The organism is Paenibacillus solani, from assembly GCF_050475945.1.
Lineage (GTDB): Bacteria > Bacillota > Bacilli > Paenibacillales > Paenibacillaceae > Paenibacillus_AQ > Paenibacillus_AQ solani_A.
In genome coordinates this window covers 13,827-39,466 of record NZ_JBCMXJ010000020.1, presented here as the reverse complement: position 1 = coordinate 39,466, position 25,640 = coordinate 13,827, and the positions used below count along the sequence as shown (strand labels likewise).

Genomic DNA, 25,640 nt, shown 5'->3' with positions numbered 1-25,640 from the left:
CATGTGGAATGTCACTCTGTTGATGGTAGGGCTTTTGATGTTCTCCGGAGGTGGAGGTGCTGTGGAAGAGGCACAGCATACTGCCGGGTTGTCGCAGCTGCCTATTATTCATACCGCTTCGGAAGTTGGACAAGCTCACACTGGTGATAACTCTTTGAAGAGCTATGGGGCCTTAAACGGGATATCGCTCACCGATCACAAGCGTGAAGTGATCCGGAAGCTGGGACAACCCGAACGCATTGAACATGAGAAACTAAGCGGAATTGCCATATTTCATTATAAAGAGATGGAAGTAGGGGTGCGGAACGGGTACACGGAATATGTACATGTAGACTCTAACGCCTCATCATTTCAATTGGAAAACCAGCGTATAAGTATGACGCCTGCTCAGGTTCGGGCAACTCTGGGACAGCCATATTTTAAAGCGGAAGACGGAGATGTTTACCTTGAGGATCATAATGCGCTTAAGGTATATATCGATCCGGACTCCGGCCAGATTACAGGAATCGATTTATTTTTTGATTATAGCCAATAGAAGTTGTTTCAACTCAGAATATTCTGGTTAATAACCATTGGACTATAACCTAAATTTGAATATTTACACGATTAGGGGAGGTTTTAAAATGAATTTATCTAATGCAAAGTCTTATGCAAAAGTTGTTGAGAATGGTACGCAAGCCGTTCAGGAAGTAGAGAATCTTAGACAGTCCGGTTACGATCATGATCGTATCTTTGTTATAGCCCATGATTCGGATAAAACGAGCCGGATTGCAGAGGCATCTGATGCCAACAATGTAGGCATCAAGGAAGAAGGCGTATTTGACGCTATTGCAAATTTATTCCGCTCCCGTGGTGACGAGCTTCGCGCCAAAATCGAATCGCTCGGATTTACGGAAGCTGAAGCGGGATTTTACGAGAAGCAGCTCGATCTTGGCAAAGTACTCGTTATAGCCAAGAAAGATTAATCTAACTGCCTTAAGGCTGAATTAGCAGCAGAGATTATAGACTTAAAACATAGATAAGGAATGAGACAGGTAAAGTCTCATTCCTTATCTATGTTTTAAAAAGGATGTTCCATAAACCTTATAAAAGTGGAATATTCAAGATTCAGATCCTTTTTCTATGGCACTGAACGATAGCCTTATTATAGTATAATAGTAGGAAAAGGATTTCTATCGCATAAACCGTAACGTTAAAGGAGAGGGAAATGAGAATATTAATCGTAGACGACAATCCGACTAACGTCATCATTATTCGAGAAATCTTGAAAAAAGAGAACTATCATAACACCCTATCTGCATCTTCCGCCCTAGAAATGCTGGAGCATCTGGGTATAGGAAATCAGAATGAGGACATGCAGCCCCGCCGAGCGGACGTCGATCTGGTTCTTCTCGATATGATGATGCCTGAGATGGATGGGATCGAAGCCTGCCGGATTGTTCAACAATATGAGCATTTGAAAGATATACCGATTATTATGGTCACTGCAGTTGGAGATTCCAAAAAGCTGGCAGAAGCCCTGGATGCAGGAGCTGTTGATTACGTGACGAAGCCGATTAACAAGGTGGAGCTGATGGCACGCATACGACTTGCGCTCCGTTTGAAGCATGAGAAGGATTGGCATATTGAGAGAGAACAGCGGGTCCAGGCTGAGTTGAAGCTTGCTGCCATGGTTCAAAGTGCAGTGCTAAGCTCACCAATTGAAGATGATCAACTAGAGATTCATGCGCTGTATCAGCCCTCGGCAGAGCTTGCCGGAGACTTGTATGCATGGTACCCGCTGGGTGAAGGCCGGTATGGTGTGATTCTGCTGGACATGATGGGACATGGGATTACTTCGTCCCTATTTTGCATGTTCATTGCTTCGGTTTTGAAAGACACGGTCACAACCTATGTCGAGCCTGAGAAGGTGGTACAGGAATTGAATCGCAGATTCAATCAGTTGAATCTAGGCGAACAGTTGATACAGTACTACTTTACAGCCATCTATCTTGTAGTAGACACCCGTCTGAAGCGAGTGGATTATGTCAATGCGGGACATCCCCCGGCTTTGTTCTTCCAAGATAACGGAGAGATCATGACATTGGATCAGGGATGCTGTCCTGTGGGCCTATTCGACCGCATCGAAGATATGGAGCCAAGAAGCTTTCCATATGAAGGAGAAGGACATTTGGTCATGTACACGGATGGCTTGCTGGAACTGATTAATGGAGGACATGATGAGAAGCTCAATCACTTGAAAGAACATATGAGCGGCCATCATTGCTGGAGAGAAGAAGAAATGAAAGAGCTGTATTTTGTAGATGATCCATCGCAGGAGCGGGAGGACGATAAGTGCCTGGTTTGGATATCTCTTAAAAAAGGAGAGGGAACCAATCAATGAAGCTTAAAAGCAAGTTAGTGATCGGCTTTACGACTCTACTGGCCGTCATGCTGGTTCTAACCCTCATTGGGTATGATCGGATCAGCTACATGAACAGCCAGATGGATACCATATTTCAGGATCGCTATCAAAAAGTACGCAACTCCAGTGGAATGCGTGGAGAAGTCAACAATATGGCACGCGAGCTTACGAATATGATCTTGAGCAACGATGAAACTACGTTTGCCGTATCGAAACAAGAAATCGAAACGATGACCAAGCAAGCGGAAGATTATTTTACTGCGATTAAGGAGAGCATAAGCGCTGCTGAGGAGCAGCAATTGCTGGTCCGGATCGAACGTGCAGTAAATGAATATCTCGTTTACCAAAACAAAACATTGGAGCTGCTCGCTTCCAATGATATTGATGGTGCTAACTCACTGCGGAACTCGACTGGGCAAGCGGCCCAGGAAGAGATGCTGACTAGTCTGAACGAGCTCAGCGGCTACCAGAATCAGAAGATAAATGATGATATACAGTCGGCTAAAGTAGCCTATGACCGGTCTGTTCAGGTGTTTATATATCTGATGGCTGGCGGGTTATTAGTAGGGATGCTGGTCATCCTGTGGATTCTTCCAAGTATTTCTCGGGGCATAAATGTGGTCTCCATGATGCTGAAGAGCTTCGGGGAAGGCAGATTGAAAGCAATTAGCCGTATTAAAGTTACGTCCAAGGATGAATTGGGTGAAGTGGCTCGTGTATTCAAGAAGCTATCCGAAGACATCATTGAGAAGCAGCGTATCGAGGAAACCTATCTTCAGGCACAGCGTGATCAGTCCTGGCTGAACTCCAACATGGCCAGAGTTACGGAACTGCTGGAAGGCATTAATTCCCTTGAAGAGGTGGCACAGCGTTTCATCAGTGAGTTTACTCCCGTTATGGGAGCACATTACGGAGCTCTGTATATTCGTCAAGAAGACAAGCATCCGAACAAGCTAGAGATGAAGGGCTCCTACGCCCATGAGGGCGGTGAAGAGCCTAAGACGGCCTTCATGATCGGAGAAGGGCTCGTAGGCCAAGTTGCTCTGGACAAGAAGCCGATTACTTTGAAAAGCCCGCCGGAGGATTATGTAAAGATACAATCCGCGTGGGGATCATCCAAGCCGACTACCATCATGATCTATCCGATCCTGTTTGAGGATGAAGTTCTCGGTGTTGTGGAGCTGGCAGCATTTGAGGAAACCACAACCTTGGAGGAGCAGCTGCTCGCGCAGCTTAGCCAATCTCTTGGCATCATTCTGAATAATATTACAGGCCGTCTGCGGGTTGAGCAGCTGCTGCGCGAATCGCAGGCCATGACGGAAGAGCTGCAGGTTCAGTCGGAAGAACTGCAAACTCAGCAAGAGGAGCTTCGTCGTTCCAACGAGAACTTGGAGGAGCAGACCAATGCCCTCAAACGCTCTGAGGACCTGCTGCAGCGTCAACAGGAAGAACTGGAGCACTATAATACCGAGCTTGTAGCCAAGACACGGGCGCTTGAGGAGCAGGTACAGGAAGTAGAAGAGAAGAACGATGAGATTGAAAAAGCACGGGGGCAGCTTGAGCAGCAAGCTAAACAATTATCGATTACAACGAAGTACAAGTCAGAGTTCATGGCGAATATGTCTCATGAATTGCGAACCCCTCTTAACAGCCTGTTGATATTATCGCAGCTGCTCTCAGAGAATAAGGATGGCAATTTGAGCGCCAAGCAAATTGAATATGCACAAACCATCTATATGTCCGGCTCGGACCTGCTCAAGATGATTGATGAAATTCTTGATTTGTCCAAAGTAGATGCAGGGAAGATGGAGATCAATTATGAAGATGTTCAGCTGTCGGATATTGAATCCTTTGTGGAACAGAATTTTGCCGCATTGGCATCTCGCAAGAATATAGATCTTAAAATACACATTGATAAGGATATTCCGCCAAGCATCGTAACGGATGGCCATCGTGTGAAGCAAATTCTGCGTAATCTGTTATCAAATGCCTTCAAGTTTACGAATAGCGGCTCCGTTGAGCTGCATGTAGAGAAGGGCGACAAAGAACGGGTTCCGGCTTATTTGAATGATGAAGCTGAATATGTGGCTTTCTCTATCAAAGATACTGGGATCGGTATTCCGGCTGATAAAACAGATCTGATCTTTGAAGCTTTCCAACAGGTAGATGGTACAACCAGCCGTAAATACGGCGGTACTGGGCTTGGTCTGTCGATCAGCCGTGAGCTCTCCCGCTTGCTGGGCGGTGGCATTCTGGTGGAATCAGAAGAAGGCAAGGGAAGCTGCTTTACACTTTATCTGCCTGCCAGTCATCCAGCAATGGCTGAGAGCAAACAGGAAGCAGCCGCTACAGTAGAAACGCCGCCTGCAAGTCATATGATTGTTCCGAAGGCCAAGACGATCAGTAATGAAGCTCCGTCCATCGTACAAGTGGAAGACGATCGGAACCAATTGGGACCTACGGATAAAATCTTGCTTATCATTGAGGATGACGTAAAGTTTGCCAGAATCCTTTTGGATATGGCCAGAAGCCGCGGTTTCAAAGCGTTGGTTGCACTTCAAGGGGATGTCGGTTTGGAGATGGCGAAATCATATAGGCCTGATGCCATTATTCTCGATATTCAGCTTCCAGTCATTGACGGCTGGTCTGTAATGGGCGAGCTGAAGAGCTCTGCGGTTACACGTCATATTCCCGTACATGTCATCTCTGTTGTGGATGAAGTGAAGCAAGGAATGATGATGGGAGCAATTGCATATTTGAAGAAACCTTCATCCAGAGAAGCGCTGGAGGATGCATTTACGCATATTGAGTCGTATGCAGAGAAATCGATGAAACATCTCCTAATCGTAGAGGACGATGATGTTCAGCGAAATTCCATCATTGAATTGATTGGTCATGATGATGTGTCGATTACCGCTGCATCCACCGGGGAAGAGGCGCTTCGCGAACTGCATAAACAGCGATATGATTGCATGGTGCTTGACCTGATGCTAACGGACATGACAGGTTTTGAGCTGCTGGATCAGATTCGGGACGATGAGAACTTGGTAGACTTGCCTATTATTATATATACCGGTAAGGATCTCGATTCGAAAGAAGAATTGCAGCTTCGTAAATATGCTGAGTCCATCATCATAAAAGACGTCAAATCACCAGAACGGCTCTTGGATGAAACTACGCTCTTCCTGCATCGGGTAGAAGCCGATTTGCCGGAGGACAAACGTAAAATTTTGCAAAAGCTGCATAACAAGGAAGAGCTGTTTGAGGGTAAGAAGATCCTGCTTGTCGATGATGATATTCGTAATGTGTTTGCCCTTTCCAGTGTGCTGGAGGGATATAATATGGAAGTTGTTTTCGCTGAGAATGGCCGGGAAGCCATTGAGATGCTTCAGGAAAATCCGGACTTTGATCTCGTATTAATGGACATGATGATGCCGGAAATGGACGGTTATGAGGCGATGCGTCGATTGCGCGAAATGCCGGAATTCCAGAAACTACCAATTATTGCGTTGACGGCCAAAGCGATGAAAGAAGACCGGGCGAAGTGTATAGAAGCTGGCGCTTCCGATTACATGAAAAAGCCGATTCAGACGGAGCAACTTCTTTCGCTCATGAGGGTTTGGTTGTATTCGTAAGCCGCTTTTATGGGTAAAGTACAAGTAGCAAATAACACTCGGAAAGCGGTGTAAACGTAATGCCATCTGGTGACCATACTGAAGAGGAACTGTTATTAATAGACGATAGTGATAGTGAGCGAGAGCTGGAGCAGATTGAGATTGAACTTCTTTTAGAAGGAATTCACCGATTTTATGGTTACGATTTTCGTAATTATGCGTTGCCATCATTGAGACGGAGGATCTGGCACCATGTGCATGCCGAAGGCGTATCCACGATCTCTGCACTTCAGGATAAAGTACTACACGACCGATCTTGTTTTGAGCGGCTTATATATAATCTATCGATTCCGGTCACGGAAATGTTCAGGGACCCGAATTTATTTCTCACTTTCAGAAAGACGGTTGTTCCGCTGCTTCGCACGTATCCCTATATACGGATCTGGCATGCGGGATGTTCGACCGGTGAGGAAGTGTATTCCATGGCGATATTGCTTCATGAAGAAGGATTGTATGAAAAATCCCGGATATATGCGACTGACATGAATTCGCGTTCTCTCCAGCAAGCCAAGGAGGGTGTGTTCGACATCAAACGCATGAAGCAATATACTAAAAACTACCTGGAGGCGGGCGGGACTCGCTCGTTCTCCGAATACTATACAGCGAAGTATAATTCAGTTATTTTTCAACCGTTTTTGAAGAAAAATATGATATTTGCCGAGCATAATTTGGCGACCGACCGTTCTTTTAACGAGTTCAACGTAATTTTTTGCCGTAATGTCATGATTTATTTTAATGACCAGCTGCGGGACCACGTTCATGGATTATTTCACGAGAGTTTGAGCCATTTCGGTATTCTTGTCCTGGGTGCTAAAGAGTCCATACATTTTACGGGGTATAGTGAAGCATACGAGACTCTGGACCGGGTTGAGAAAATATACCGGAAGATTAAATAGAAGTATTGTAGGAGGAACTTATGGGGTTTCACGAACCGATTCATATTTTATTGGTAGATGACCGCCCTGAAAACTTACTTGCACTCGAAGCTGTTCTGGATAGTGAGCAATACACGCTTATTAAAGCAACTTCAGGAGAAGAGGCATTGCGCTATCTTCTGAAGTATGATTTTGCCGTGATTGTTCTCGATGTGCAGATGCCTGGCATGGACGGTATCGAAACAGCCAGGCTGATCAAGGCGAGAGACAAGACGAAGGATATTCCGATTATTTTCATTTCTGCGAACAGCAAGGATGCGGAGCACCTGTTTGCAGGATACTCTGCGGGAGCAATCGATTATATGGTCAAACCCTTTATCCCTCAAATTTTGAAATCCAAGATCGAGGGTTTTGTCGATATGTATCAAACCAATAACAGGCTAAAGATCCAGTCTATGCAATTGCATCAGAAGACACAGGAGCTTGAAAAGACGAATCGTGAGCTTGTGCAGGCCAAAGAAGAAGCAGAGATTGCGGCTAAGGCCAAAACGGAATTTCTGGCTATGATGAGTCATGAGATCCGTACCCCGATGAATGGTGTAATCGGTATGATAGATTTATTGATGGATAGTGATCTTCAGGAAGAACAACGTGAGTACGCAACGATTATCCGCAATAGCGCAGATGCTTTGGTTAATATCATTAATGACATCCTGGATTTCTCCAAGATGGAGTCCGGTAAAATGGAGCTCGAGGAGTATCCATTTGAGCTCAATTCATGTGTTCAGGAAGTGTTTGGTTTGTTCTCTGGGGAAGCCTCCAAGAAGAATTTGGATTTGTCTTATTACATTGAAGATCGAATTCCCGCGATGGTATACGGTGACATGGGACGTCTCCGGCAAGTATTAGTGAATTTGGTCTCTAATGCTGTGAAGTTTACGAACGAGGGAGGCGTATACTTGGTCGTTTCGCTGGCCAAAACCGAAGAAGACCGATTAACCCTCGAGTTCACTGTAAAGGATACGGGGATTGGCATCTCATCGGAAAAAATTGATCGGCTGTTCAAGCCGTTTTCACAACTGGATTCTTCGATGACCAGACGTTATGGGGGAACAGGTCTAGGACTTGCCATCTGTAAATCGCTCGTCCAGATGATGGGCGGTGAAATCGAGGTTGAATCCAAGGAAGGACAGGGAGCCACCTTCATATTTACGATCTGTGTTCATACGCATCAGCAAGAAGATCTGCGTCTTTACGAAGAGGATCGCTCCGATAAATACAGACTGCAGGGAGAGAGGCAGCCGAATATCCTGATTGTGGATGATCATCCGATTAATCGTAAGTTAATGGACAGTATGCTGGAAAAGATGGGGCTCAAAGCAGACTTGGCAGAAGACGGCAAACAGGCGGTTGAAATGGTTGCGGGACCTAAAGTTTACGATATGATCTTTATGGATCTACAGATGCCCGTTATGGATGGATTAGAAGCAACTCGCCAGATCCGGCAGATGAAGCCGGAGGGGGAAGCTCCTGTATTGGTTGCCATGACGGCCAACGTGATGGATGGGATCCAAAAGCGTTGTTTCGATGCAGGCATGAATGATTATATTAGCAAGCCTGTCAAAATCAGCTGTGTGAAGCGTCTGATTTCTCGTTTTTCGCCTGTAGAATCAAAAGAATGGAGCGATACCCATGGTGCGGTTCGCATAATTAACGGCTAACTAGTGATCTTCCAAATATTAGCGAGGCGCTGCCTTCCTCAAAGCTGTTTCAATAAGCAAGATAACGGGTTATGTAAAGAGAAAACAAATTATTGGGAGAGAGTGTCTATGAATACAAAAACAAATGATAAGTTCAATGCGAAGACTCAGTTGAATGAGGGTGTATGCACTGTGTTTTTGAGCGGTGAACTTGATCTGTCCGTCGCTCCAGATTTCCGATTGGTGATGGAACCTCTTGTTGGCAATTCTGAAGTAGACTTGATCGTCAACATGAAAGACATGACATATATTGATAGCACGGGCATTGGTATTCTTCTATCGATCCTGAAAGCCAGACATGGCATGGAGGCGCGCTTTGCAGTTGAGGAAGTACCGCCACAAATTCAAAAGCTGTTTGATATGACGGGCATTGCGAAGTTTTTTCAGTCGTAAGAAGAATCTCCAATAGGAAAGGATCGAAAGAGAATGAATTCAGATGTACAGAGAGTAACCCTTAATTTGCCTGCCAGTGCGGAATATGTAGATATCGTTAGACTGAATTTATATGGAATAGCCTCTAAGATGGGCTTTTCCTATGAAGAAATTGAAGATATGAAGGTTGCGGTGTCCGAGGCCTGCAACAACTCCGTTTTATATGCTTACAGTCAGGAAGGCGGAATGGTAGAGGTATTGTTTCAAGTGACTCCCGATTCGCTATCCATTACGGTCAGAGACGAAGGGGAGAGTTTCGACAGTGTGGGTGCAGTAGGCGATCGTTCACTTCATGACAAAGATCTCAGCGAGGTCCAAATCGGAGGACTTGGCTTCTATCTGATGGAGGCGCTTATGGACGAGGTGAGCGTAACAAACCAGACAGGGAAGGGAACTGAAGTTACGCTTACAAAGCGGCTCGCAAGAAGCGAGGAGCGAGTATGAGTGATAAGGTAACCCCCCAAGAGTCAAGAGATGAAGCAGTAGAGCTAATACAACAATACCAGCAGACCAAGGATAACGAGATTGCGACCGTGCTGATTAAGAAGTACGAACCAATGGTCAAGATGGCTGCTGGGAAAATTGCCCGAAATCGTCCAGATCTCTATGAAGATTTATATCAGGTTGGACAAATGGCACTGATCCGCCTGCTTCAGCAATATGACATCAGCCTTGGTATACCGTTCGAGCCGTATGCCATGAAGAGCATGATTGGACATATGAAGAACTTCCTTCGAGATAAATCTTGGTACATTCAAGTTCCAAGACGGATCAAGGAAAAAGGAGCTTTAGTCCAGCAAGCGATTGATGAATTAATGGTTAAGCTCGAAAGATCTCCAGACGTGAATGAAATTGCGGAATACCTGGATCTTTCTGTTGAGGAAACGGTTGAAGTTTTAGCGGGACGGGAATGCTATCATTATGTATCGCTGGACTCACCGTTGTCTCAGGAAGAGACGGGGGCTACGCTTGGAGAGCTGATCAGCTCGGAGGTAAATGATTTTGATTCTGTCGAGAAGCGTATGGATCTTCAGCAAGCGATGAGCCAGTTGAAGGAGCAAGAACAGAAAGTGTTGTTGCTGGCATTTCAGGAGGGACAGTCTCAGAGGGCTATCGCTCAGAGGTTAGGAGTATCACAAATGAGTGTCTCGCGTATCCAAAAGCGGGCAACCGAAAAATTGAAGCAGATCATGTCCAATTCTTCTTACTGATATGGACAAGCCTCGTAGAGACAGACGTATGGACGCATAAGGCGCGCTTCCTCCATCATGGGAAAGCGCGCCTTTTTGGTACCCAATTATTCGGAATCTTGGAAAGGAGTTGTATCGAAATCATGACGGGGTCAAACAGGACGGAAAGTCGGAATATCCATGAATTTCCAAAAGGGTGGGAGTGGTACGATGTTCAGATAGATCATTGGCAGTCCTCTACGATTGAAGAGCTTCGGATACAATATCCTTATACAGCCGAATGGTTTGATCTGGCATCCTCGTTAGAGGAACGTAATTATTTATCTGTCCGGTTCAGAGACGGGGTAGAAGCCGTCATGATGGGGACCATGATCTATAAAGTGATGGGTGCCACTGCCGACAACTATAAGTCGGAACAATTCTACTTTTATATAGACAATAATGTGCTGATTACGATCAATTTGGATGAGCATACACGCAGCGTAATGACTAATTCGGAGAGGTTCTCAATGCTTAATCAATGTCAAAGACCTATAGATGGCATGTTTGTATTAGCGAGAGCAATTCTGCATTATTACCATACCGGCATGGATCATTTTGAGCATAACTTGAGGCTTGTTGAAAGTGAGATGCGCGTCCATAACCGCAAATCCTTAATGGATGACATTCTGTCTGCACGATTTGAGTTGTTGGATTGGAGCAATTTGTTTATTCCTTTTCAGGAACTCATCGCTGCTTCCAAGGAAGGATATCACGGGGAGCTGGATCATAGTCCTTCGTTCCAACAGCTCCAGCATCGAGTAGAACGACTGGGTAAGCTGATGCACCACTATGAGCGTGAAATCGATACGCTGGTATCCATAGATGATGCCATATCGGCATTTCGTGGGAATGAAATTATGAAGACACTCACAATCTTAACTGTCATATTCACGCCGGCCACGGTCATTGGCGCGATATGGGGAATGAATTTTGAGAATTTGCCTGCTATTCGAACCTTCTGGGGATTTACGGCCATCAGCGGCTTAACGATCCTGTGGACCGGAGGCATGTACCTATGGATGCGTGCGAAGGGATGGACAGGGGATCTTCTTCGGGTGAAGGCCAAAAATAAGAACCTTTAAATATGCAAAAGACAGCTGTTTAGCAGCAAACTCTAGCCCGGTAACCTGTTAAAGGGACCGGGCCTATAATATGCCATCATTTTTTAGTTTGCTCTACATATCCCTGGAGATCTGAGATGAAATCACCGATCATTGGTACATTGACAAAGAAGCTGAGAATGTAACCAAGAAGAGCAAGCACAAGTGCAGTACCGACCGTTAGCCCTAAACCGCGGGCGAGTCCGGCCGAGAGGTTGGCGATGATGCGTTTCTTGGGGTTCATATAATTATCGATCATGTCTTTCATTTCGGATTTTTCCAGTGTGGCAGCAATTTTATCCAGGCGGGTATTCAGCTTTCTTACTTCATGTCTAAGCTCAAAAGGATGTTCTTGAACTTCCTTCACCTCGCGGGCGTGCCTGTCCGTGTTCGAATGGTTGGAATCGACGTTTGCCCGTTGTTCCTCACCTCGTCTGGGCAGACTCCCACTTCGGTTTGCGAAGGTGGAGCCGCTGTTATATGGGTTGGCTTTACTCATGAGATATCCCCGCTTTCTAGGCTAATGGCCCGTTCATTTCCAGGAATCCATATCAATAATTACACGGATTCTCACGACCTGGCACAAAAATAGCCAGCTGTGTCAGCTGGCTATTCGTGACTTCACGAATTAAACATTCGTTGTCGATTTCATTTCACGGCTGACATCAGAAGAGGTGTCCATTGCTTTGTCTTTTACATCCTTGGAAGCATTTGATACCTCATTCGAAACATCTGCCGATGCTTCCTTAACGCTCGACATAATGTTTTGACGGCCTTCATTAACGGTTGCCATGACATCAGAGGCTTTGCTGCCTACGGTCTTGGCGAGTTCGGAAGCCTTATCCCCAACGGTAGAAGCAACTTCCTTGGATTTTTCTGTAACTTTGGTCAGCTTTTCAGATAAATCTCCACGCAATTCGTGACCTGGTTTTGGAGCGAACAACAGCGCTGCCGCTGCCCCTACCAAAGCACCGATAAAAGCACCTTTGAAGAATGTGGAACCGCTTTGTACTGGATATTCTTGTTCTGTGTTATTCATAACATTCACTCCTTTAATATAATATAAAGATGAATATAAACACGAGAATTTAGGCTGTGCGTCTAAACAACTTGGCAACAAGACCGAGCAGGAATACGAAAATGGCTGTACCTATAATAGCGGGCACAATGGCAAATTCGCCAATAACCGGGCCCCACGCTCCAAATAGCCAAGGTCCGAGCCAAGCGCCTACGAAACCTGCGATCATGGATCCGATAATTCCACCCGGCATTTCATGACCAGCCAGCGCATCCCCGATAATACCGATGATGATTGCCATCACGATGCTGATAATGATTCCCCACATACGATCGCCTCCTTTTCAGAGCAATGTCTTTCAAGTGGGCTTGCTTATCTCGTAATTAAACGTAAGGCCACATCGTGAAACAGGAGGAGCAGGAAACAGTAAACAAAATCAAATGTCCACCCCCTATGGAACTTGCCATGCTGTTATTCACGGATTTTTGTACTATACTGTATACAGATTCTTACTCACACAAGAATAAGGAATGATATGAATTGCCTGGTAAGAGAAGGATTATTCCGAGGGATTTAAAGGAATAATGCAGGCATAGACGGATATAGAAGGAGTTACACAAGCATGGACACTGTACTGGTAAAAGAATATCGGGCGAACATCGTGGAGTGCGTCCATAACGGACATATATGTATTGTAGATGAACAAGGAAACGTTCAGGCGTATGCAGGAGACCCGGATTACATCGTATTTACGCGATCCTCGGCAAAACCGCTGCAAGCGATCCCTTCGATTCGTGGTGGGCTGGCTGATCAATACGGGCTAACGAATGAGGAGATTGCCGTGATGACAGCATCGCATCGGGCAGAACCCGTACATATCGAAATTTTGAAACGTATGGCCAACAAGGTGAACATCAGCGAATCTTACATGGTTTGTGCTCCCAGCTGGCCCCTGGACGAGGAGAGCAAAGAACGGCTGCTGCGGGCGGGGAAAGAGAAGAGCAAATGGTATCATAACTGCTCCGGCAAGCATTATGGCATGCTGGCATACTGTTCGATGGCCGAATATCCGCTCATCGGATATGACCATCCCGACCATCCTCTGCAGCAGGAGATTCTCCGAACGGTAACCGACTTGGCTGGACTGGCACCCGGTGACATCCAATTAGGGACCGACGGTTGCGGTTTACCCGTATTTGCCCTGCCGCTTCGTGCATTAGCAACAGCTTACATGAAGCTCGCAGTTCCGGAACGGATAGAGGATAAGCCGACACGGGATGCGGTTATCCGTATTACGGAAGCTATGAATGCCGCTCCCTATATGGTAGCGGGCAAACAGAAAGTGGATACGCTCCTGTTGGAAGACTCTAATATCGTCGCGAAGGGCGGCTTCAAAGGGGTGTATTGCTTCGGACTGAAGAAGGAGCGGCTGGGGATTTCATTCAAGATAGCGGATGGCTCGGAAGAAGAATGGGGCTGGATTGCAGAATCCATATTAGAGCAAATCGGATATAGCAATAAGAGCACCATCGAACGTCTGAAGTCTGCTTATCCCAAGGATTTAATTAATGACGAAGGTCTTAAAGTAGGCAATACGGAAACCGTATTTACGCTAACCCGCTTTTAAAGAACGCTGATTAGAGCGGAAACCGCCGGGGTATTGATTAGTAAAAACGGCGGAGGTGACCGGACATGATTAAAATCATGACGGCGGCGGAAAGACATACTACCCATGAAGACGGTATTCATAGTGAATTTAGCTTTTCTTTTGGTGATTATATAGATCCACACAATGAACATTTTGGAAGTCTGCTGGCACATAATGAATATACCCTTCAACCTATGGAAGGATTTGACCGCAGATTTCATCATGATCTGGTGATTGTCCATCTTGTGCTGGAAGGCACGTTAACGTATGAGGATGATACAGGGAAACAGGCGGATTTGACACCGGGAATGATTCATGTGTTGAATACAGGCTCGGGCGTGTATCATGCGGAACGTAATACTTCCGCTTCCGAAGCAGTGCGCTATCTTGAGATGTGGTTTTTACCTGCTGAACCGGGCTTGGAGACGAGTCACTATCAGGAAGTTTATACGGAAGAGGAGCGATTAAACAGACTGCTCCCGCTCCTCGGCTCAAGCCGCGGGGAGCTGAGTTCCCCGCAGTCGCTGGATATGGTTATGTATAGCAGCGTGCTGGAGACAGGAGAAGTGCTCGAATACAGTCTGGCCGAGGACCGAAGAATGCACGTATATGTGACCAGCGGTCATATCGAAATTTCCTCGGACGACGGGGTATTTGATGTTAAGGCCGGAGATGCGGCGCGGATCCATCGCCGCCATAATCTTACGTTTAAGGGAAACTCAAGTGAGGGAAGCTCGGAAGTCATCCTGATTGACATGCCGTAGCGGATCAAAGACAGCCCCCGGAAGTTCGCAAGCTATGCGAACTTCCGGGGGCTGTGCTCTTTCAACCGAGTTATTAGCCATAAGGTCGGATCTATCAGTTTTACCGATTTCCACGGAGCTGTCCGAGCTCGGACACGACAGCCTCCACCTCTGATATGCTGAGGTTTTGTTTATTCATGACCATATCATACAAATCATAAATATCATCATATTGGTTAACTGAAAAGGCAGAGGCTTGCATTGCAGCCCCGGTGGCCATCCGAAGCTTGCTCTTAATCTGCTCAATCATATACTCGACATTTTCTTGAGATTTATTGCTCAAATCCATTATTACTAACACCATCCTCTCCTAGGCGGATTACGATATTCATCCCTGTATTGTACCATGTAATTGTACGGCCCGACCAATTCTTTTGCCATCAGGGTTAGGGTTAGGTTAAAATCAATGAAAACCAATTAACGTGTCAGAGGATGACAGCAGCGGATGAAATGAAAGAGGAGGTCCGTCATGAGCGAGCAAGTCGGTAAAACACCAAGCGTGCATGCTGCCAAAATCAAAATGTCGGGCTGCGAACTAACAGATTTTTTTCATATGATTGCCCAGCAGCATGCACTGGACAGTATAGTGTTCTTATGTATAGGGACCGACCGATCTACTGGAGATGCACTCGGGCCGCTGACAGGAAGCAGGCTTAAGAAATACGGCTTTCCTCATGTGATCGGGACTTTGCCCGAGCCTTGCGACGCTTTGAACCTCGAGACGAAATTGAGCGGGATACCCGAGGATAAAATTATTATTGCTATCGATGCTTGTCTTGGGCAACCTTCTTCTGTCGGCTATTTTTTTGCAAGTGAAGGGGCGCTGACGCCCGCTCAATCCGTCGGAGGGAAGCTTCCGGCAGTAGGAGATTACAGCGTGGCAGCAGTGGTGAACGTCCATGGCCCGAAGCCTTACTGGACCCTCCAGGTGACGTCTCTTTACGAGGTGATGGGGATGGCGGAGCAATTAGCGAACATAGCCGCTTCAGCCTTTGGCCTTAGGGCGTAGGGACATGCGTTTCAGTCAGAGCTGTTTTGTTTAATAATAGATCATTCTTTATAAAATAATGGGTGCACATCTTTACGTGCACACCCGCTGAATAGAAAGAAGGGTATCGCGATGGAAAAAGTACAATGCAACGGCAGCACAATTTGCTATGTTGATCAGGGACAAGGCGAGCCGCTCATTTTGCTTCACGGCTTCTGCGGAAGCTCAGCCTATTGGGAGCAGCTGCTGCCATTTCTTTCAGGCTTCAGGGTTATTGTGCCGGATCTCCGTGGCCATGGGCGGTCTGACGCACCGATGGGATCTTATACCATAGAACAGATGGCAGACGATGTATTGTTATTAATGGATGAGCTTGAAATCCCGAAGGCAGCAATGCTCGGCCATTCCCTTGGAGGATATATAACGCTCTCATTTGTCCAGCGCTACGCTTCTCGTTTGAGCGGCTTCGGTCTGATTCATTCCACTGCGTACCCGGATTCCGAAGAAGCGAAGGAGAAACGGGTGAAGGCCGTCAGCACCATTCAAGGGGAAGGCATTACTGCTTTTGTTGATGGATTGGTACCTGGCTTATTTGCTCCGGATACGAACCCACAATGTATTCAACGGGCGAAGGAGATCGGCTATTTGACACCTCCACAGGGAGCGATCGGGGCGGCGCTGGCGATGCGTGAGCGTCCGGACCGACGTGACGTCCTTTCAGCATCTGTATTACCTACCCTGCTTGTTGCGGGAGATCAGGACGGTTTGATTCCGGCCGAGCGTACTTTTACGACAGACCATGAGAATGTAACTCAAGTCGTGATTGAGGGTGCAGGACATATGAGCATGATGGAGCAGCCTGAAAAACTCGGTGAAGTGATTACTTCTTTTATGAGACAGCTTGAGTATGAATAAAGGCAGGACCATTGTCGCATCTTGTATAATAAACGGATACCTCTCCTGAAGAGGTATCCGTTTATTCATTTTGGGAACTTGAATTCTGGAGTCTTGAGAACAGATATCGAGAATGGGTAGGACCGGGGCCCACTGGAATTCTGGTTCCGAATAGCCTACAATTTAAACGTGCCGAATCGGTTTCTTGCATACATGGCTTTCTAATCGCAAGAAGATCACAGAGGAAACGCGGTAATCATTCGGGTTTCTTGGCCCAAAGAATATGGGCACATCAACATCAGCATCCGTTATGGGTGCCGACTGGGGGCGAGCGAATGTTTCGCAGGGATTATCTCGTGCGGCTAATTGAGGATATGACACAGATGATTGCCAAGGTATTTTCGCTTAAGCAGGAGCGCAAACACACGGAAGCTCTATGGGAGCTGGATGAGCTGTTCAAACGGCAGTTTCGGTTGAATTCAGAACTGCTTCGTTCCCTGTCTGCTGCTGATATTGAACAGTTATTTCGTAATCATGGTTATCTGGAAGCGGACAAGCTGCAGACTGCCACAAGACTCTTGGAAGAGGAAGCATCGTTGCTGCTTGAGCTGGAACGAGAAGAAGAAGCGATTATGCTCTACATCAAAGTATTTCAGTTATATTTGAAGTCAGCCCTGCAAGGGGCAGACATGAAGCTGATCGGGCTCGAGGAACGGATCGGCATGGTGAAGGAGCAATTGAAGTCGTATGCTTTGCCCGAAACGGCACAGCGGGATTACTATGCCTACGCGGAGCAGCAGGGTATATATGCAGAAGCCGAGAATATGCTGTACCAGCTGCTGGATAACGGTTATATGGAATATGATGAGGCAACCTCTTTTTATGAAAGATTATTGCTGAAGCTGCCAGAGGATCTGGCAAGGGGCGGGCTTCCGCTGGAGGAGGTTCACGAAGGCATCGACGATCTTAACCGCCGTTGTCTACATCTAACGGAGGGGGATAAGTAGCATATCCTTCGTAATCAACGTATCGACTAACATAAAGAAAGTGAGATGTACCTTTTGGATGCATTAAGAAAATTGATTCACACCATCATGGAAGAAGGCACTTTAATCACGGCTACGTTAAGCCAGCTCCGCAAGCGGGAAGGCATGACGTACAGCAAGGTTACGGTCAAGCCAGTCGAGCTCAAGAACAACAAGCTGCATTATCAGTTCGCCTATTACTCCGGAACGAAAGTTACCCATCAGAATGTGCCTGCAGACGAGGCCGAGGCGGTACTTATCGACATGTTCGAGAACGTATTCCGCCAAGCCATGATGTATACACCGGAAGCGGACTATCAGGTGCTGATCTCGAAAAAATACAAGGTTTCGATTCTGACCAAATCCGCCACCAAACAGAAGACGGACTTGTCTCATAATCGGAAAAAAACATATATTCTGGAAGAGGGAGAGCCGGTTCCGTTTCTGGTGGAGCTCGGCATCATGAGCGAAGAAGGCAAAGTATTTGCCCGCAGATACGATAAATTCAAGCAGATCAACCGATTCCTGGAGATGGTTGAAGATGTCCTCCCCCATTTGCCGGAGGATCGCCCGCTCACGATCGTTGATTTTGGCTGTGGTAAATCGTACCTCACCTTCGCTTTGTATCACTATTTGGCGATTACTGCGCGCAGAAAACTGAATATTGTCGGATTGGATCTCAAGGCAGATGTCATCGAACACTGCAGTATGCTGGCGAAAAAACTGAACTACTCCCAATTGCGGTTTCTTGTCGGCGACATTGCAGAATATGACGAGCTGGAGCAGGTGGACATGGTAGTTACACTCCATGCATGTGATACGGCGACGGATGCGGCACTGGAAAAAGCGGTTCGGTGGGGAGCTTCCGTTATTCTATCGGTGCCTTGCTGTCAGCACGAGCTGTTCTCCCAAGTCCAGAGTCCTGTTATGGAGCCTTTGTTGTCCCATGGCATTCTGAAGGAACGCTTCTCGGCTTTGGCTACGGATGCTATTCGGGCCAAGCTCCTTGACTTGATGGGGTATAAGACGCAGCTGCTGGAGTTTATTGATATGGAGCATACACCGAAAAATATATTGATCCGGGCAGTCAGCGGTTCTGCTGGGGATCTGGATAAGCTGTGGCAGGAATATACGGCCTTCCGCGACTTTTTAAGCGCCTCGCCATATCTTGAGCGGGCGTGCAAGGACCTGCTGCCGGATACGTAGATTTGTATGAAACAGACCGAATTGGCGGTGAACGTGTGAATGTGACACGTTCACCGTCTTTTTTATTGTGGTATTCCAACGTTATTCGGGGCGATTGTTGCTAGGGAGCACCTGCAGGAACAATTCCAATCAACTCATGCTGACCTTCCCCCTTAAACATGCCGCCGACGCGTGAAATGACCTCTGATGGTTGCCCCCGGTGCTGTGCCTGGGCCGTCTTTTATCCATTGGTGATATGACCGACCGTGCATCGCTTGGAGAATATGAGGGTACTCCTTTGACCACAATGATTAGTAGATGATTTTAACGACGAACGAAGGGCCGTTGATGGAGCGTCATGGGGGACGGGCATTATGCACATTTTCTGGGGATGGGAGGATTGGTTCATGGATCAGAAGATCCTGTATCGGTATGGCGGAATGATGCTGATTGCTCTGATGCTTGTAGCAGCAATGCGAAGCGGCATGTTTTTTGCCGGGGATGTATATGGAATGGGAGCGGGCTTTGGACTCCTTCTTCTGATTATGATCACAATGGAGTGGCTTCTTCATAAGATCCAGACCCGGAAAATGAACAGCACTGCATCGACATTATTGCCTGGTTGGATTCTACTGGATGATAAGAGACTGCGGATGCTAATAGGCTGCATCTGTGGAATGATGCTCCTGTATGTTCTCCATGGAATCGGAGAACCGCTCTCACTTACAGGCACGATGAAAGAGATCATTCGATGGGGGAGTTATGGCTCCTTTGCCGTTATGGCCTGGCGTATATGCCGTACGGCCGAGGGCCTCCGTATGATGCAGGCGGGCTGGCATCTGATGGGCGCGGTGCTGTGCGGCAGCGCACTGCTTGCCGTATATGGGCTGCTCGCGCTGCCGTATGGGATCTATCTTACGGCGGATGCGGATATCAGCGCAACGGGCGCGAGGCTTGGCGGTCTGCTTCAGTACCCGAACACGTTCGGGGCTGTAATGGCCGCCTTTTTGCTCGAGCGGCTGTTCGCGCTCCCGTCCGTCCTGCGGAACCGGACGGGCACGCTCCGCGCAGCAGCGGCACTGCTGCCGCTGCTGCCTTACACCGCCGCGCTGCTCCTGACGGAGTCGCGCGGCGCCTGGCTCGCGGCCGCTATTGCCTGCGCGGCCGGCTTCGCCAAGGAGCGGCATGCTGTCGCGCCGCTCCTTGTGGCTGCCGCCGCGCCTGTGGCGAGCGCGGCACTGCTGTACCGCCAGCTGGCTGAGGCCAGGCTGGCGCCAGCCGTGCTGCCCGGCCTGCTGTGGCTGGCCGGGCTTTGGGCCGGCGGCGTCCTCGCCGGCCTGCTGCTGTGCCGCTGGCGGCACAGCGAGAGCCCTGGGCGGGGCTATGCCGCGCCAGGGGCCGTGGGTGCTGCGGCGCTGCTGGCAGCCGCAGCCATAGCAATGATCCTGCATCAAGTGCAGGATCGGGCCCTGGGCGGCGCGGCAACGCTGAGCGCGCGCCGCCTGTTATACAGCGACGCCTGGCAGCTGGCCCGGTCGTCGCTGTGGCTGGGACGCGGTGGGGAAACGTGGCGGCAATCCTATCTTGCCATTCAATCCCAGCCTTACGTAGGCGCTGAGGTGCACAGCGGATATATGAATATCCTGTTGGATACGGGAATCATCGGGCTGCTGCTTGTCCTTGTTCTGGTCAGCATGATGATTGCGAGGCTCATGGCTGTGAGCTCACCGCTCCTCCCTGCTGCCCTCGTGCTGATCGGACATGCGGCTGTGGATTTTGACTGGAGCTTTGGGCTGTTATGGCTGCTGCTGTTGTGGCTTGTCGTGCTGGGACTGGCTTTGTCCTCCTCTGGTCAGGAGGCGCAGGCTGGACCTCATCGCAGGCTGCATGAAGCTAGAAGAGGCAAACGGCCTACACTGGTGAAGAAGCGACTAGCCGTTTATGCGAGGAAACGAAGAGATCGGTCATTAATGCCATGGCAGCCGCTGAGAGGTCTGGCGATCCTTTTGCTGGCAAGCTGGGTTCTGCTCGCAGCCGTACTTGGTATCAGCGAGGGCGAAGCGCGTCTGGCCGTCTCCGAGCCCGCAGGGCGGCAGATTGCTCTCCTTCGCTCCTCGCTAAAGTGGAATCCTGCGAACACCGAGGCGGCCCTGCACTTAGCGGATTGGCTTTCCCCAAGTCAGCGAATTCCCATGCTGATGAACAGCATGGAGTATTCGCCTGAACACCCCGGCTTAAGCTGGAAGCTGGCTGAAGCGTATTCGCTTAAAGGCGCATCGGAGGAAGCGGCCGCTTGGTATCAAAGAGCCATTGATCGAGATCGGTTTAATACAGTCAAGCAAACCCGAGCGGTACTGAGGCTGGCTTCCCTCGCTAACTGGCACCGGACGGCAGGCGAGATTGCCCGCGCAGAAGAAGCAGCCCGGTCCGGCTTGGAACTCCTCGAGCGTTATCGTTCCCTTGCGATGGCTCTCTTTGAGACCGACTTTCTTCGAAATGATCGAGGTTTTGAACTGTCATCCCTTGCCGTCCGCCAGGCTGGCCGCTTAGAAGAAATGCTGAAGAAGCGGAGTGGAAGAAGCGAGGGGATGCTAACCGCCGAAGGCATCCCTGAAGGCGGAGGCCAACTGACGCTCCGGAACCTGCCATAACTCGGCAAGTTCAGAGCAGACGTCTTTTTCCCACCAGTCGCACAAAAGCTTCTTGTTGCTATAGTTTTCGTGAATCCAAATTAAGTTGCCTATGACTTTCCGATAATACAATTCCTCGCCCTGCTTTAACGTTTCGGGAGGAAGGTACAGCTTTAGACGCTTGGTCGTACGATATAATTCTTTACTGCAGGCCCGCCGAATACCGCGCGGGGAGGGCGGCTTGCTGCCCGGATGCTTGGCATGGGGAGAACGCATGTTATGGCTCACTCCTTTGTATCACCATATGTTCCGGCAGGGGCGATAGTCACCGTCCTGTTTAGAATTGGGCGCAGTAGAAGGCATGTCCCGGGCTGTGTTAGAATAGGCTAGTACAAGAAAATGTACGCAGTAGGGGAAAGCGAGGGACAGGCGTGGAATTCTTATACGATGCGATAGGCCGACTGTTTGAATGGATCCAGCAGCTGGGCTATTTCGGAATTATGCTCGGCTTAATGGTCGAGGTGATCCCAAGCGAGATCGTACTTGCATATGGTGGATATCTGGTATCCTTAGGTGAAGTTAACTTTATTGGAGCCATGATCTTTGGTACCGTTGGCGGCGTGCTTGCGCAATTGTTTATTTATTGGATTGGTCGATACGGCGGTAGACCATTCCTGGAGAAGTACGGAAAGTACATACTGATTAAGAAAAAGCATATCGATTACGCCGAGAATTGGTTCAGCAAATACGGTACTGGCGTTATATTCACAGCACGCTTCGTACCGGTAGTAAGGCATGCGATTTCAATACCAGCCGGCATATCCAAAATGCCTGTGGGAAAGTTTACGCTCTTGACCACTCTTGCCGTTATTCCGTGGACTGCATTATTCCTGTACCTTGGAATGCTTCTGGGTGATCAATGGGAGCATATCGACGAGAAGGCAGGGCCTTACGTACGCGAAATTCTGCTGGGCGCGTTGGCCGTCATGATTCTTTATTTTTTGATAAAATGGATAAAATCAGCGAAGGCGAGGTCGAAATAACAAATGAGTATGAATATGGCTAATCATTTGGGTACAGGCATATCTCCGCAGCAATTCATGGACGGTATGCAGAAGAACCAGGAGACTTTTAAAGCAGGGTACGAGCAGTTTGCATGGCAGCATGAAGAGGATAAGGAATTCTTCGAAAGCTTGAATTTCCGGGATGACCTGCGGGTTCTTATTCTGGCAGCGGACTGGTGCGGTGATGTGGCGCGAAACATACCCGTCGTATTCCGAGCGATGGAGGCGGCTGGGATGGAGACGGAAGTGTTGATTATGGAAGAGAATCTGGATGTCATGGATCAGTTTCTGACAATGGGCGGCCGCTCTGTGCCTGTGGTCATCATTTCGGATACCGGGGGTCATGTACTTGGCACATGGGGCCCGCGCCCTGCTCACATTCAAAAGTTCATGGTTGAGTTCAAACAGAACAACCCGGATCGGGAAGCGCCAGACTACCAGGATAACCTGGCGGTCACACGTCAGCACATTATTCAAGCTTACGGGGAAGGGTATGAGTTTCACGCTGCCATCATTAAGGAACTGCGCGAACTCTTCTCAGGGTTCTAATTATGACACTTCATATCGAGACATTTAATCTAGGTCCTCTTCAAACAAATGCATATTTATTGACAGGGCCTGTAGAAGGCAAGGCTGTCATTATTGATCCCGGCATGAATCCAGGGCCGCTGCTTAAGCGAATTGCCGATCTGGAGATTGAAGCCATCCTGCTGACCCATGCACATTTCGATCATATGGGCGGCGTTGAAGAAATCCGCAAATTGAAGGGCTGTCCGGTCTATCTGCATTCTTTGGAGAGTGAATGGCTGACCAGTCCGAAGCTTAACGGCTCGCTGATGTGGCCTCAGGTCACCGAACCGTTGTCCGCTGAACCGGCAGAGTATGATTTGGCGGATGGCCTTGAATTGCAGCTGATTGGTCATACCTTCAAGGTTTTCCATACTCCTGGTCACTCGCCGGGAAGCGTGAGCTTTCTGAGCGGCAATGATCTGTTCTCTGGAGACGTTCTGTTCCGTTTAGGTGTTGGACGCACGGATCTGCCAGGCGGACGTGAACGTGATTTGATTCATTCCATTCAGAATACGCTGTACAACTTTCCGGATGAGGTGGTGGTTTATCCCGGACATGGCCCCCGGACAACAATAGGCTATGAAAAACAGCGTAATCCTTACGTCCCCTCAGGCCGTTAAATTACATCCGACATAAATCGGGAATAGGTATGGACAAATATAGACAACATTGATACAATACGGTTAATTAAATGTTACCCATTGCGAAGCACGCAGACTGTGGAATTGATCCCGGTTTGCGTTCTTTTATTTTATGGGATGTTTTTGGTATGGACGTGATTAGGGGGAAGGGCTAGTGAGAAAGGATCATCTATCGCTGTTAAACGGGATTGCTGCAGGAAACGAAGAGGTGGAGCGACAACCCGAGTCCAATCAGCAGATTGGAACAGATATATCTTCTGTTGTCTGGGACAGGCTGGTGAAGGAAGAAGCGATTATGCAGCAGCCATGGCACCATCGGCTGCAGTTTATCCGATTTAATCAATAGAGACTAGCGTACCGAACTGACACCCTTAGGAAAGAGATCTTTCGTTCTATTGGAGAAAGCAGCCGCATGATTGGCTGCTTTCTTTGTTTTAGGCAGATTTCACGATGAAATATAATTCTAGCAGCAGGAAGGCTCACATGGATTCCATCCTCTGGTGCAGAATAAAAAAATAATATTATTCTCTTTGAACGATAGGATATCGTTATTCGTATTAGAGATGGAAGACGAAAGAAGGTGATGGTTTCAATCATGATCCCTGATGAAGAGGAATTGATACGACAAGCACAGCAAGGGGATGCTGCTGCCATGGCGCTGCTATTTAAGCAGCATTATTCCTTTCTTTATAAATATTTGCTGAAAGTAACGATGGACCCGATGGTTGCGGAGGACACCGCGCAGGATACGATCGTTCGATGCATGGAGAATATGAACCGATACAACGGAACCTCATCCTTCTCCTCCTGGATGATTACGATTGCTACCCGATTGTTTATCGATAGTGCCCGGCGAAAGAAACGGGAGAAGAAGTGGCTGGAACAGGAGGCGGTTCAGTCGGCCAGGCGGATGCGCTGGCAGATGGAGCGGCGGGGAGAGGACTGGACGGACATGCTGGATGGATTATCCCGCTTATCCGAGGATCATCGGATTGCCATCCTGCTGAAGCATTATTACGGCTACAGCTACGATGAAATTGGGACGATGCTTGGCATTCCCGAGGGAACGGTGAAATCACGAACGGCTTATGGCATCAAACAGTTGCGAAAGGAGATGTATGAACATGGTCAAAAGGCCTGAACATGAGCATGAGGATGAACAATGGATAGAAGGGTTAACCCAGGAGATGAAACGCGTCGATCAATTGTTTGATGATGTACCTTCTCCCTCCTTGGAAGGATTGCACACGTTGGCCGTTCACACCTTGGAGCGAAAGCGGCGACGGATGAAATTCGAGCTGGTGCTCTTTCTTCTGATTGCACTCTTCATCGTTGGTGGCGCAATGCTCGCTGCCCTGTCCGCACCGATTATCCTTCTGTTTATCCATGTGTTTGGCATGGTCACGGGGGGAACGATCCTGATATTCTCCAAAAGCCTGAGATCGGCCGGAAAGAAGGGGAGCCGATGAATGAAGTGAACGAAACCCCGCTGGGTGTAATTATTGTTGCTTTTGTGCTTGTGCTCATCCAAGGGACATGGCTTTTCTTGGATGCAAGGAAGCGAGAGCTTGGCAAGATGGCTTGGTTCTGGGGAATATGGGGCTCGACTACGATGCCGCTGCCGCTGCTTCTTTACTGGATATTTGTTATTCGTAAGGACCACCACAAATCTTGAGTTCTATCATTATAGTTTGAAA

Annotated in this window: 29 protein-coding genes; 24 read left to right on the top strand and 5 right to left on the bottom strand. The window is 48.1% G+C overall.

Annotated features, from left to right (window positions below; all coding sequences use genetic code 11):
* Position 1: 1 nt before the first annotated feature.
* From ABEQ74_RS25220 to ABEQ74_RS25175, 10 genes are all read left to right on the top strand, one after another.
* Complete coding sequence (locus ABEQ74_RS25220; protein WP_430124980.1) at positions 2–535, top strand: hypothetical protein; 534 nt, start codon at positions 2–4, stop codon at positions 533–535.
* A gap of 88 nt (positions 536–623) precedes the next feature.
* Positions 624–965, top strand: a complete 342-nt coding sequence (locus ABEQ74_RS25215) for a general stress protein (protein ID WP_430124979.1) — start codon at positions 624–626, stop codon at positions 963–965.
* Positions 966–1,207: 242 nt separating this feature from the next.
* A complete protein-coding gene (locus ABEQ74_RS25210) occupies positions 1,208–2,383 on the top strand; it encodes a PP2C family protein-serine/threonine phosphatase (RefSeq protein ID WP_430124978.1) in 1,176 nt (391 codons plus the stop codon).
* Entirely contained in the window at positions 2,380–6,039 is a 3,660-nt protein-coding gene (locus ABEQ74_RS25205) for a response regulator (protein ID WP_430124977.1), read from the top strand. Before ABEQ74_RS25210 ends, ABEQ74_RS25205 begins: the two co-directional genes overlap by 4 nt.
* A 59-nt stretch (positions 6,040–6,098) precedes the next feature.
* The gene (locus ABEQ74_RS25200) at positions 6,099–6,974 is read left to right on the top strand and encodes a CheR family methyltransferase (RefSeq protein ID WP_430124976.1); all 876 of its coding nucleotides are present in this window, start codon (positions 6,099–6,101) and stop codon (positions 6,972–6,974) included.
* Positions 6,975–6,994: 20 nt separating this feature from the next.
* Positions 6,995–8,674 (top strand): response regulator, encoded by a 1,680-nt coding sequence (locus tag ABEQ74_RS25195; RefSeq protein ID WP_430124975.1) that lies wholly within the window; start codon positions 6,995–6,997, stop codon positions 8,672–8,674.
* Positions 8,675–8,782: 108 nt separating this feature from the next.
* Positions 8,783–9,106 (top strand): STAS domain-containing protein, encoded by a 324-nt coding sequence (locus ABEQ74_RS25190; protein ID WP_053491478.1) that lies wholly within the window; start codon positions 8,783–8,785, stop codon positions 9,104–9,106.
* Between the two features lie 33 nt (positions 9,107–9,139).
* Complete coding sequence (rsbW, locus tag ABEQ74_RS25185; protein ID WP_430124974.1) at positions 9,140–9,589, top strand: anti-sigma B factor RsbW; 450 nt, start codon at positions 9,140–9,142, stop codon at positions 9,587–9,589.
* The gene (locus ABEQ74_RS25180; RefSeq protein ID WP_430124973.1) at positions 9,586–10,356 is read left to right on the top strand and encodes a sigma-70 family RNA polymerase sigma factor; all 771 of its coding nucleotides are present in this window, start codon (positions 9,586–9,588) and stop codon (positions 10,354–10,356) included. Before rsbW ends, ABEQ74_RS25180 begins: the two co-directional genes overlap by 4 nt.
* A gap of 122 nt (positions 10,357–10,478) precedes the next feature.
* A complete protein-coding gene (locus ABEQ74_RS25175; RefSeq protein ID WP_430124972.1) occupies positions 10,479–11,459 on the top strand; it encodes a magnesium transporter CorA family protein in 981 nt (326 codons plus the stop codon).
* 76 nt (positions 11,460–11,535) lie between these two features.
* Here ABEQ74_RS25175 and ABEQ74_RS25170 read toward each other — a convergent pair whose 3' ends face one another.
* The 3 genes from ABEQ74_RS25170 to ABEQ74_RS25160 all read right to left on the bottom strand — a co-directional run bounded on the left by ABEQ74_RS25170 (position 11,536) and on the right by ABEQ74_RS25160 (position 12,823).
* Positions 11,536–11,976 carry a DUF5665 domain-containing protein gene (locus tag ABEQ74_RS25170; protein WP_430124970.1) on the bottom strand — a complete coding sequence of 147 codons (441 nt, stop codon included), beginning with the start codon at positions 11,974–11,976 and terminating at the stop codon, positions 11,536–11,538.
* A 129-nt stretch (positions 11,977–12,105) separates the two neighbouring features.
* Entirely contained in the window at positions 12,106–12,516 is a 411-nt protein-coding gene (locus tag ABEQ74_RS25165; protein ID WP_430124969.1) for a YtxH domain-containing protein, read from the bottom strand.
* Between the two features lie 49 nt (positions 12,517–12,565).
* A complete protein-coding gene (locus ABEQ74_RS25160; RefSeq protein WP_053491484.1) occupies positions 12,566–12,823 on the bottom strand; it encodes a GlsB/YeaQ/YmgE family stress response membrane protein in 258 nt (85 codons plus the stop codon).
* A 294-nt stretch (positions 12,824–13,117) separates the two neighbouring features.
* Here ABEQ74_RS25160 and ABEQ74_RS25155 point away from each other — a divergent pair, with 294 nt between their 5' ends.
* Entirely contained in the window at positions 13,118–14,122 is a 1,005-nt protein-coding gene (locus tag ABEQ74_RS25155; protein ID WP_430124968.1) for an asparaginase, read from the top strand.
* Positions 14,123–14,187: 65 nt separating this feature from the next.
* The gene (locus ABEQ74_RS25150; RefSeq protein WP_430124967.1) at positions 14,188–14,907 is read left to right on the top strand and encodes a pirin family protein; all 720 of its coding nucleotides are present in this window, start codon (positions 14,188–14,190) and stop codon (positions 14,905–14,907) included.
* Positions 14,908–15,007: 100 nt separating this feature from the next.
* Here ABEQ74_RS25150 and ABEQ74_RS25145 read toward each other — a convergent pair whose 3' ends face one another.
* On the bottom strand, positions 15,008–15,235 hold the full coding sequence (locus tag ABEQ74_RS25145; protein ID WP_430125132.1) for a DUF1128 domain-containing protein: 228 nt from the start codon (positions 15,233–15,235) through the stop codon (positions 15,008–15,010).
* A gap of 180 nt (positions 15,236–15,415) precedes the next feature.
* Between ABEQ74_RS25145 and yyaC the strand changes: the two genes are divergently transcribed.
* The 5 genes from yyaC to ABEQ74_RS25120 all read left to right on the top strand — a co-directional run bounded on the left by yyaC (position 15,416) and on the right by ABEQ74_RS25120 (position 21,689).
* A complete protein-coding gene (yyaC, locus tag ABEQ74_RS25140) occupies positions 15,416–15,955 on the top strand; it encodes a spore protease YyaC (RefSeq protein WP_430124966.1) in 540 nt (179 codons plus the stop codon).
* Between the two features lie 111 nt (positions 15,956–16,066).
* The gene (locus ABEQ74_RS25135; RefSeq protein ID WP_430124965.1) at positions 16,067–16,849 is read left to right on the top strand and encodes an alpha/beta fold hydrolase; all 783 of its coding nucleotides are present in this window, start codon (positions 16,067–16,069) and stop codon (positions 16,847–16,849) included.
* Between the two features lie 314 nt (positions 16,850–17,163).
* Positions 17,164–17,835 (top strand): DUF6483 family protein, encoded by a 672-nt coding sequence (locus ABEQ74_RS25130; protein ID WP_430124964.1) that lies wholly within the window; start codon positions 17,164–17,166, stop codon positions 17,833–17,835.
* 45 nt (positions 17,836–17,880) lie between these two features.
* A complete protein-coding gene (locus ABEQ74_RS25125; protein ID WP_430124963.1) occupies positions 17,881–19,059 on the top strand; it encodes a class I SAM-dependent methyltransferase in 1,179 nt (392 codons plus the stop codon).
* 386 nt (positions 19,060–19,445) lie between these two features.
* Positions 19,446–21,689 carry an O-antigen ligase family protein gene (locus tag ABEQ74_RS25120; RefSeq protein ID WP_430124962.1) on the top strand — a complete coding sequence of 748 codons (2,244 nt, stop codon included), beginning with the start codon at positions 19,446–19,448 and terminating at the stop codon, positions 21,687–21,689.
* Here the strand turns inward: ABEQ74_RS25120 and ABEQ74_RS25115 are convergent.
* Positions 21,630–21,944, bottom strand: a complete 315-nt coding sequence (locus tag ABEQ74_RS25115) for a hypothetical protein (RefSeq protein WP_430124961.1) — start codon at positions 21,942–21,944, stop codon at positions 21,630–21,632. The genes ABEQ74_RS25120 and ABEQ74_RS25115 overlap by 60 nt on opposite strands.
* Before the next feature lie 155 nt (positions 21,945–22,099).
* Between ABEQ74_RS25115 and ABEQ74_RS25110 the strand changes: the two genes are divergently transcribed.
* The 7 genes from ABEQ74_RS25110 to ABEQ74_RS25080 all read left to right on the top strand — a co-directional run bounded on the left by ABEQ74_RS25110 (position 22,100) and on the right by ABEQ74_RS25080 (position 25,618).
* Positions 22,100–22,711, top strand: a complete 612-nt coding sequence (locus ABEQ74_RS25110) for a DedA family protein (RefSeq protein ID WP_430124960.1) — start codon at positions 22,100–22,102, stop codon at positions 22,709–22,711.
* A gap of 3 nt (positions 22,712–22,714) precedes the next feature.
* Positions 22,715–23,281 carry a thioredoxin family protein gene (locus ABEQ74_RS25105; protein ID WP_430124959.1) on the top strand — a complete coding sequence of 189 codons (567 nt, stop codon included), beginning with the start codon at positions 22,715–22,717 and terminating at the stop codon, positions 23,279–23,281.
* Between the two features lie 2 nt (positions 23,282–23,283).
* Positions 23,284–23,922, top strand: coding sequence for an MBL fold metallo-hydrolase (locus ABEQ74_RS25100; protein WP_430124957.1), 639 nt, complete (start codon positions 23,284–23,286; stop codon positions 23,920–23,922).
* A gap of 175 nt (positions 23,923–24,097) precedes the next feature.
* Positions 24,098–24,289 carry a hypothetical protein gene (locus ABEQ74_RS25095; protein WP_430124956.1) on the top strand — a complete coding sequence of 64 codons (192 nt, stop codon included), beginning with the start codon at positions 24,098–24,100 and terminating at the stop codon, positions 24,287–24,289.
* Between the two features lie 237 nt (positions 24,290–24,526).
* A complete protein-coding gene (gene sigY / locus ABEQ74_RS25090; RefSeq protein WP_430125131.1) occupies positions 24,527–25,084 on the top strand; it encodes an RNA polymerase sigma factor SigY in 558 nt (185 codons plus the stop codon).
* On the top strand, positions 25,068–25,412 hold the full coding sequence (locus ABEQ74_RS25085) for a YxlC family protein (protein WP_430124954.1): 345 nt from the start codon (positions 25,068–25,070) through the stop codon (positions 25,410–25,412). Before sigY ends, ABEQ74_RS25085 begins: the two co-directional genes overlap by 17 nt.
* The gene (locus ABEQ74_RS25080) at positions 25,409–25,618 is read left to right on the top strand and encodes a hypothetical protein (protein ID WP_430124953.1); all 210 of its coding nucleotides are present in this window, start codon (positions 25,409–25,411) and stop codon (positions 25,616–25,618) included. The genes ABEQ74_RS25085 and ABEQ74_RS25080 overlap by 4 nt, the downstream gene beginning before the upstream one ends.
* Positions 25,619–25,640: the final 22 nt, after the last annotated feature.

Excerpts from the sequence above, each read along its gene's own strand:
- ABEQ74_RS25220 (WP_430124980.1), top strand. The coding sequence starts at position 2 with ATGTGGAATGTCACTCTGTTGATGGTAGGGCTTTTGATGTTCTCCGGA.
- ABEQ74_RS25215 (WP_430124979.1), top strand. The coding sequence starts at position 624 with ATGAATTTATCTAATGCAAAGTCTTATGCAAAAGTTGTTGAGAATGGT.
- ABEQ74_RS25210 (WP_430124978.1), top strand. The coding sequence starts at position 1,208 with ATGAGAATATTAATCGTAGACGACAATCCGACTAACGTCATCATTATT.
- ABEQ74_RS25205 (WP_430124977.1), top strand. The coding sequence starts at position 2,380 with ATGAAGCTTAAAAGCAAGTTAGTGATCGGCTTTACGACTCTACTGGCC.
- ABEQ74_RS25200 (WP_430124976.1), top strand. The coding sequence starts at position 6,099 with ATGCCATCTGGTGACCATACTGAAGAGGAACTGTTATTAATAGACGAT.
- ABEQ74_RS25195 (WP_430124975.1), top strand. The coding sequence starts at position 6,995 with ATGGGGTTTCACGAACCGATTCATATTTTATTGGTAGATGACCGCCCT.
- ABEQ74_RS25190 (WP_053491478.1), top strand. The coding sequence starts at position 8,783 with ATGAATACAAAAACAAATGATAAGTTCAATGCGAAGACTCAGTTGAAT.
- rsbW (WP_430124974.1), top strand. The coding sequence starts at position 9,140 with ATGAATTCAGATGTACAGAGAGTAACCCTTAATTTGCCTGCCAGTGCG.
- ABEQ74_RS25180 (WP_430124973.1), top strand. The coding sequence starts at position 9,586 with ATGAGTGATAAGGTAACCCCCCAAGAGTCAAGAGATGAAGCAGTAGAG.
- ABEQ74_RS25175 (WP_430124972.1), top strand. The coding sequence starts at position 10,479 with ATGACGGGGTCAAACAGGACGGAAAGTCGGAATATCCATGAATTTCCA.
- ABEQ74_RS25170 (WP_430124970.1), bottom strand. The coding sequence starts at position 11,976 with ATGAGTAAAGCCAACCCATATAACAGCGGCTCCACCTTCGCAAACCGA.
- ABEQ74_RS25165 (WP_430124969.1), bottom strand. The coding sequence starts at position 12,516 with ATGAATAACACAGAACAAGAATATCCAGTACAAAGCGGTTCCACATTC.
- ABEQ74_RS25160 (WP_053491484.1), bottom strand. The coding sequence starts at position 12,823 with ATGTGGGGAATCATTATCAGCATCGTGATGGCAATCATCATCGGTATT.
- ABEQ74_RS25155 (WP_430124968.1), top strand. The coding sequence starts at position 13,118 with ATGGACACTGTACTGGTAAAAGAATATCGGGCGAACATCGTGGAGTGC.
- ABEQ74_RS25150 (WP_430124967.1), top strand. The coding sequence starts at position 14,188 with ATGATTAAAATCATGACGGCGGCGGAAAGACATACTACCCATGAAGAC.
- ABEQ74_RS25145 (WP_430125132.1), bottom strand. The coding sequence starts at position 15,235 with ATGGATTTGAGCAATAAATCTCAAGAAAATGTCGAGTATATGATTGAG.
- yyaC (WP_430124966.1), top strand. The coding sequence starts at position 15,416 with ATGAGCGAGCAAGTCGGTAAAACACCAAGCGTGCATGCTGCCAAAATC.
- ABEQ74_RS25135 (WP_430124965.1), top strand. The coding sequence starts at position 16,067 with ATGGAAAAAGTACAATGCAACGGCAGCACAATTTGCTATGTTGATCAG.
- ABEQ74_RS25130 (WP_430124964.1), top strand. The coding sequence starts at position 17,164 with ATGTTTCGCAGGGATTATCTCGTGCGGCTAATTGAGGATATGACACAG.
- ABEQ74_RS25125 (WP_430124963.1), top strand. The coding sequence starts at position 17,881 with ATGTACCTTTTGGATGCATTAAGAAAATTGATTCACACCATCATGGAA.
- ABEQ74_RS25120 (WP_430124962.1), top strand. The coding sequence starts at position 19,446 with ATGGATCAGAAGATCCTGTATCGGTATGGCGGAATGATGCTGATTGCT.
- ABEQ74_RS25115 (WP_430124961.1), bottom strand. The coding sequence starts at position 21,944 with ATGCGTTCTCCCCATGCCAAGCATCCGGGCAGCAAGCCGCCCTCCCCG.
- ABEQ74_RS25105 (WP_430124959.1), top strand. The coding sequence starts at position 22,715 with ATGAGTATGAATATGGCTAATCATTTGGGTACAGGCATATCTCCGCAG.
- ABEQ74_RS25100 (WP_430124957.1), top strand. The coding sequence starts at position 23,284 with ATGACACTTCATATCGAGACATTTAATCTAGGTCCTCTTCAAACAAAT.
- sigY (WP_430125131.1), top strand. The coding sequence starts at position 24,527 with ATGGTTTCAATCATGATCCCTGATGAAGAGGAATTGATACGACAAGCA.
- ABEQ74_RS25085 (WP_430124954.1), top strand. The coding sequence starts at position 25,068 with ATGGTCAAAAGGCCTGAACATGAGCATGAGGATGAACAATGGATAGAA.
- ABEQ74_RS25080 (WP_430124953.1), top strand. The coding sequence starts at position 25,409 with ATGAATGAAGTGAACGAAACCCCGCTGGGTGTAATTATTGTTGCTTTT.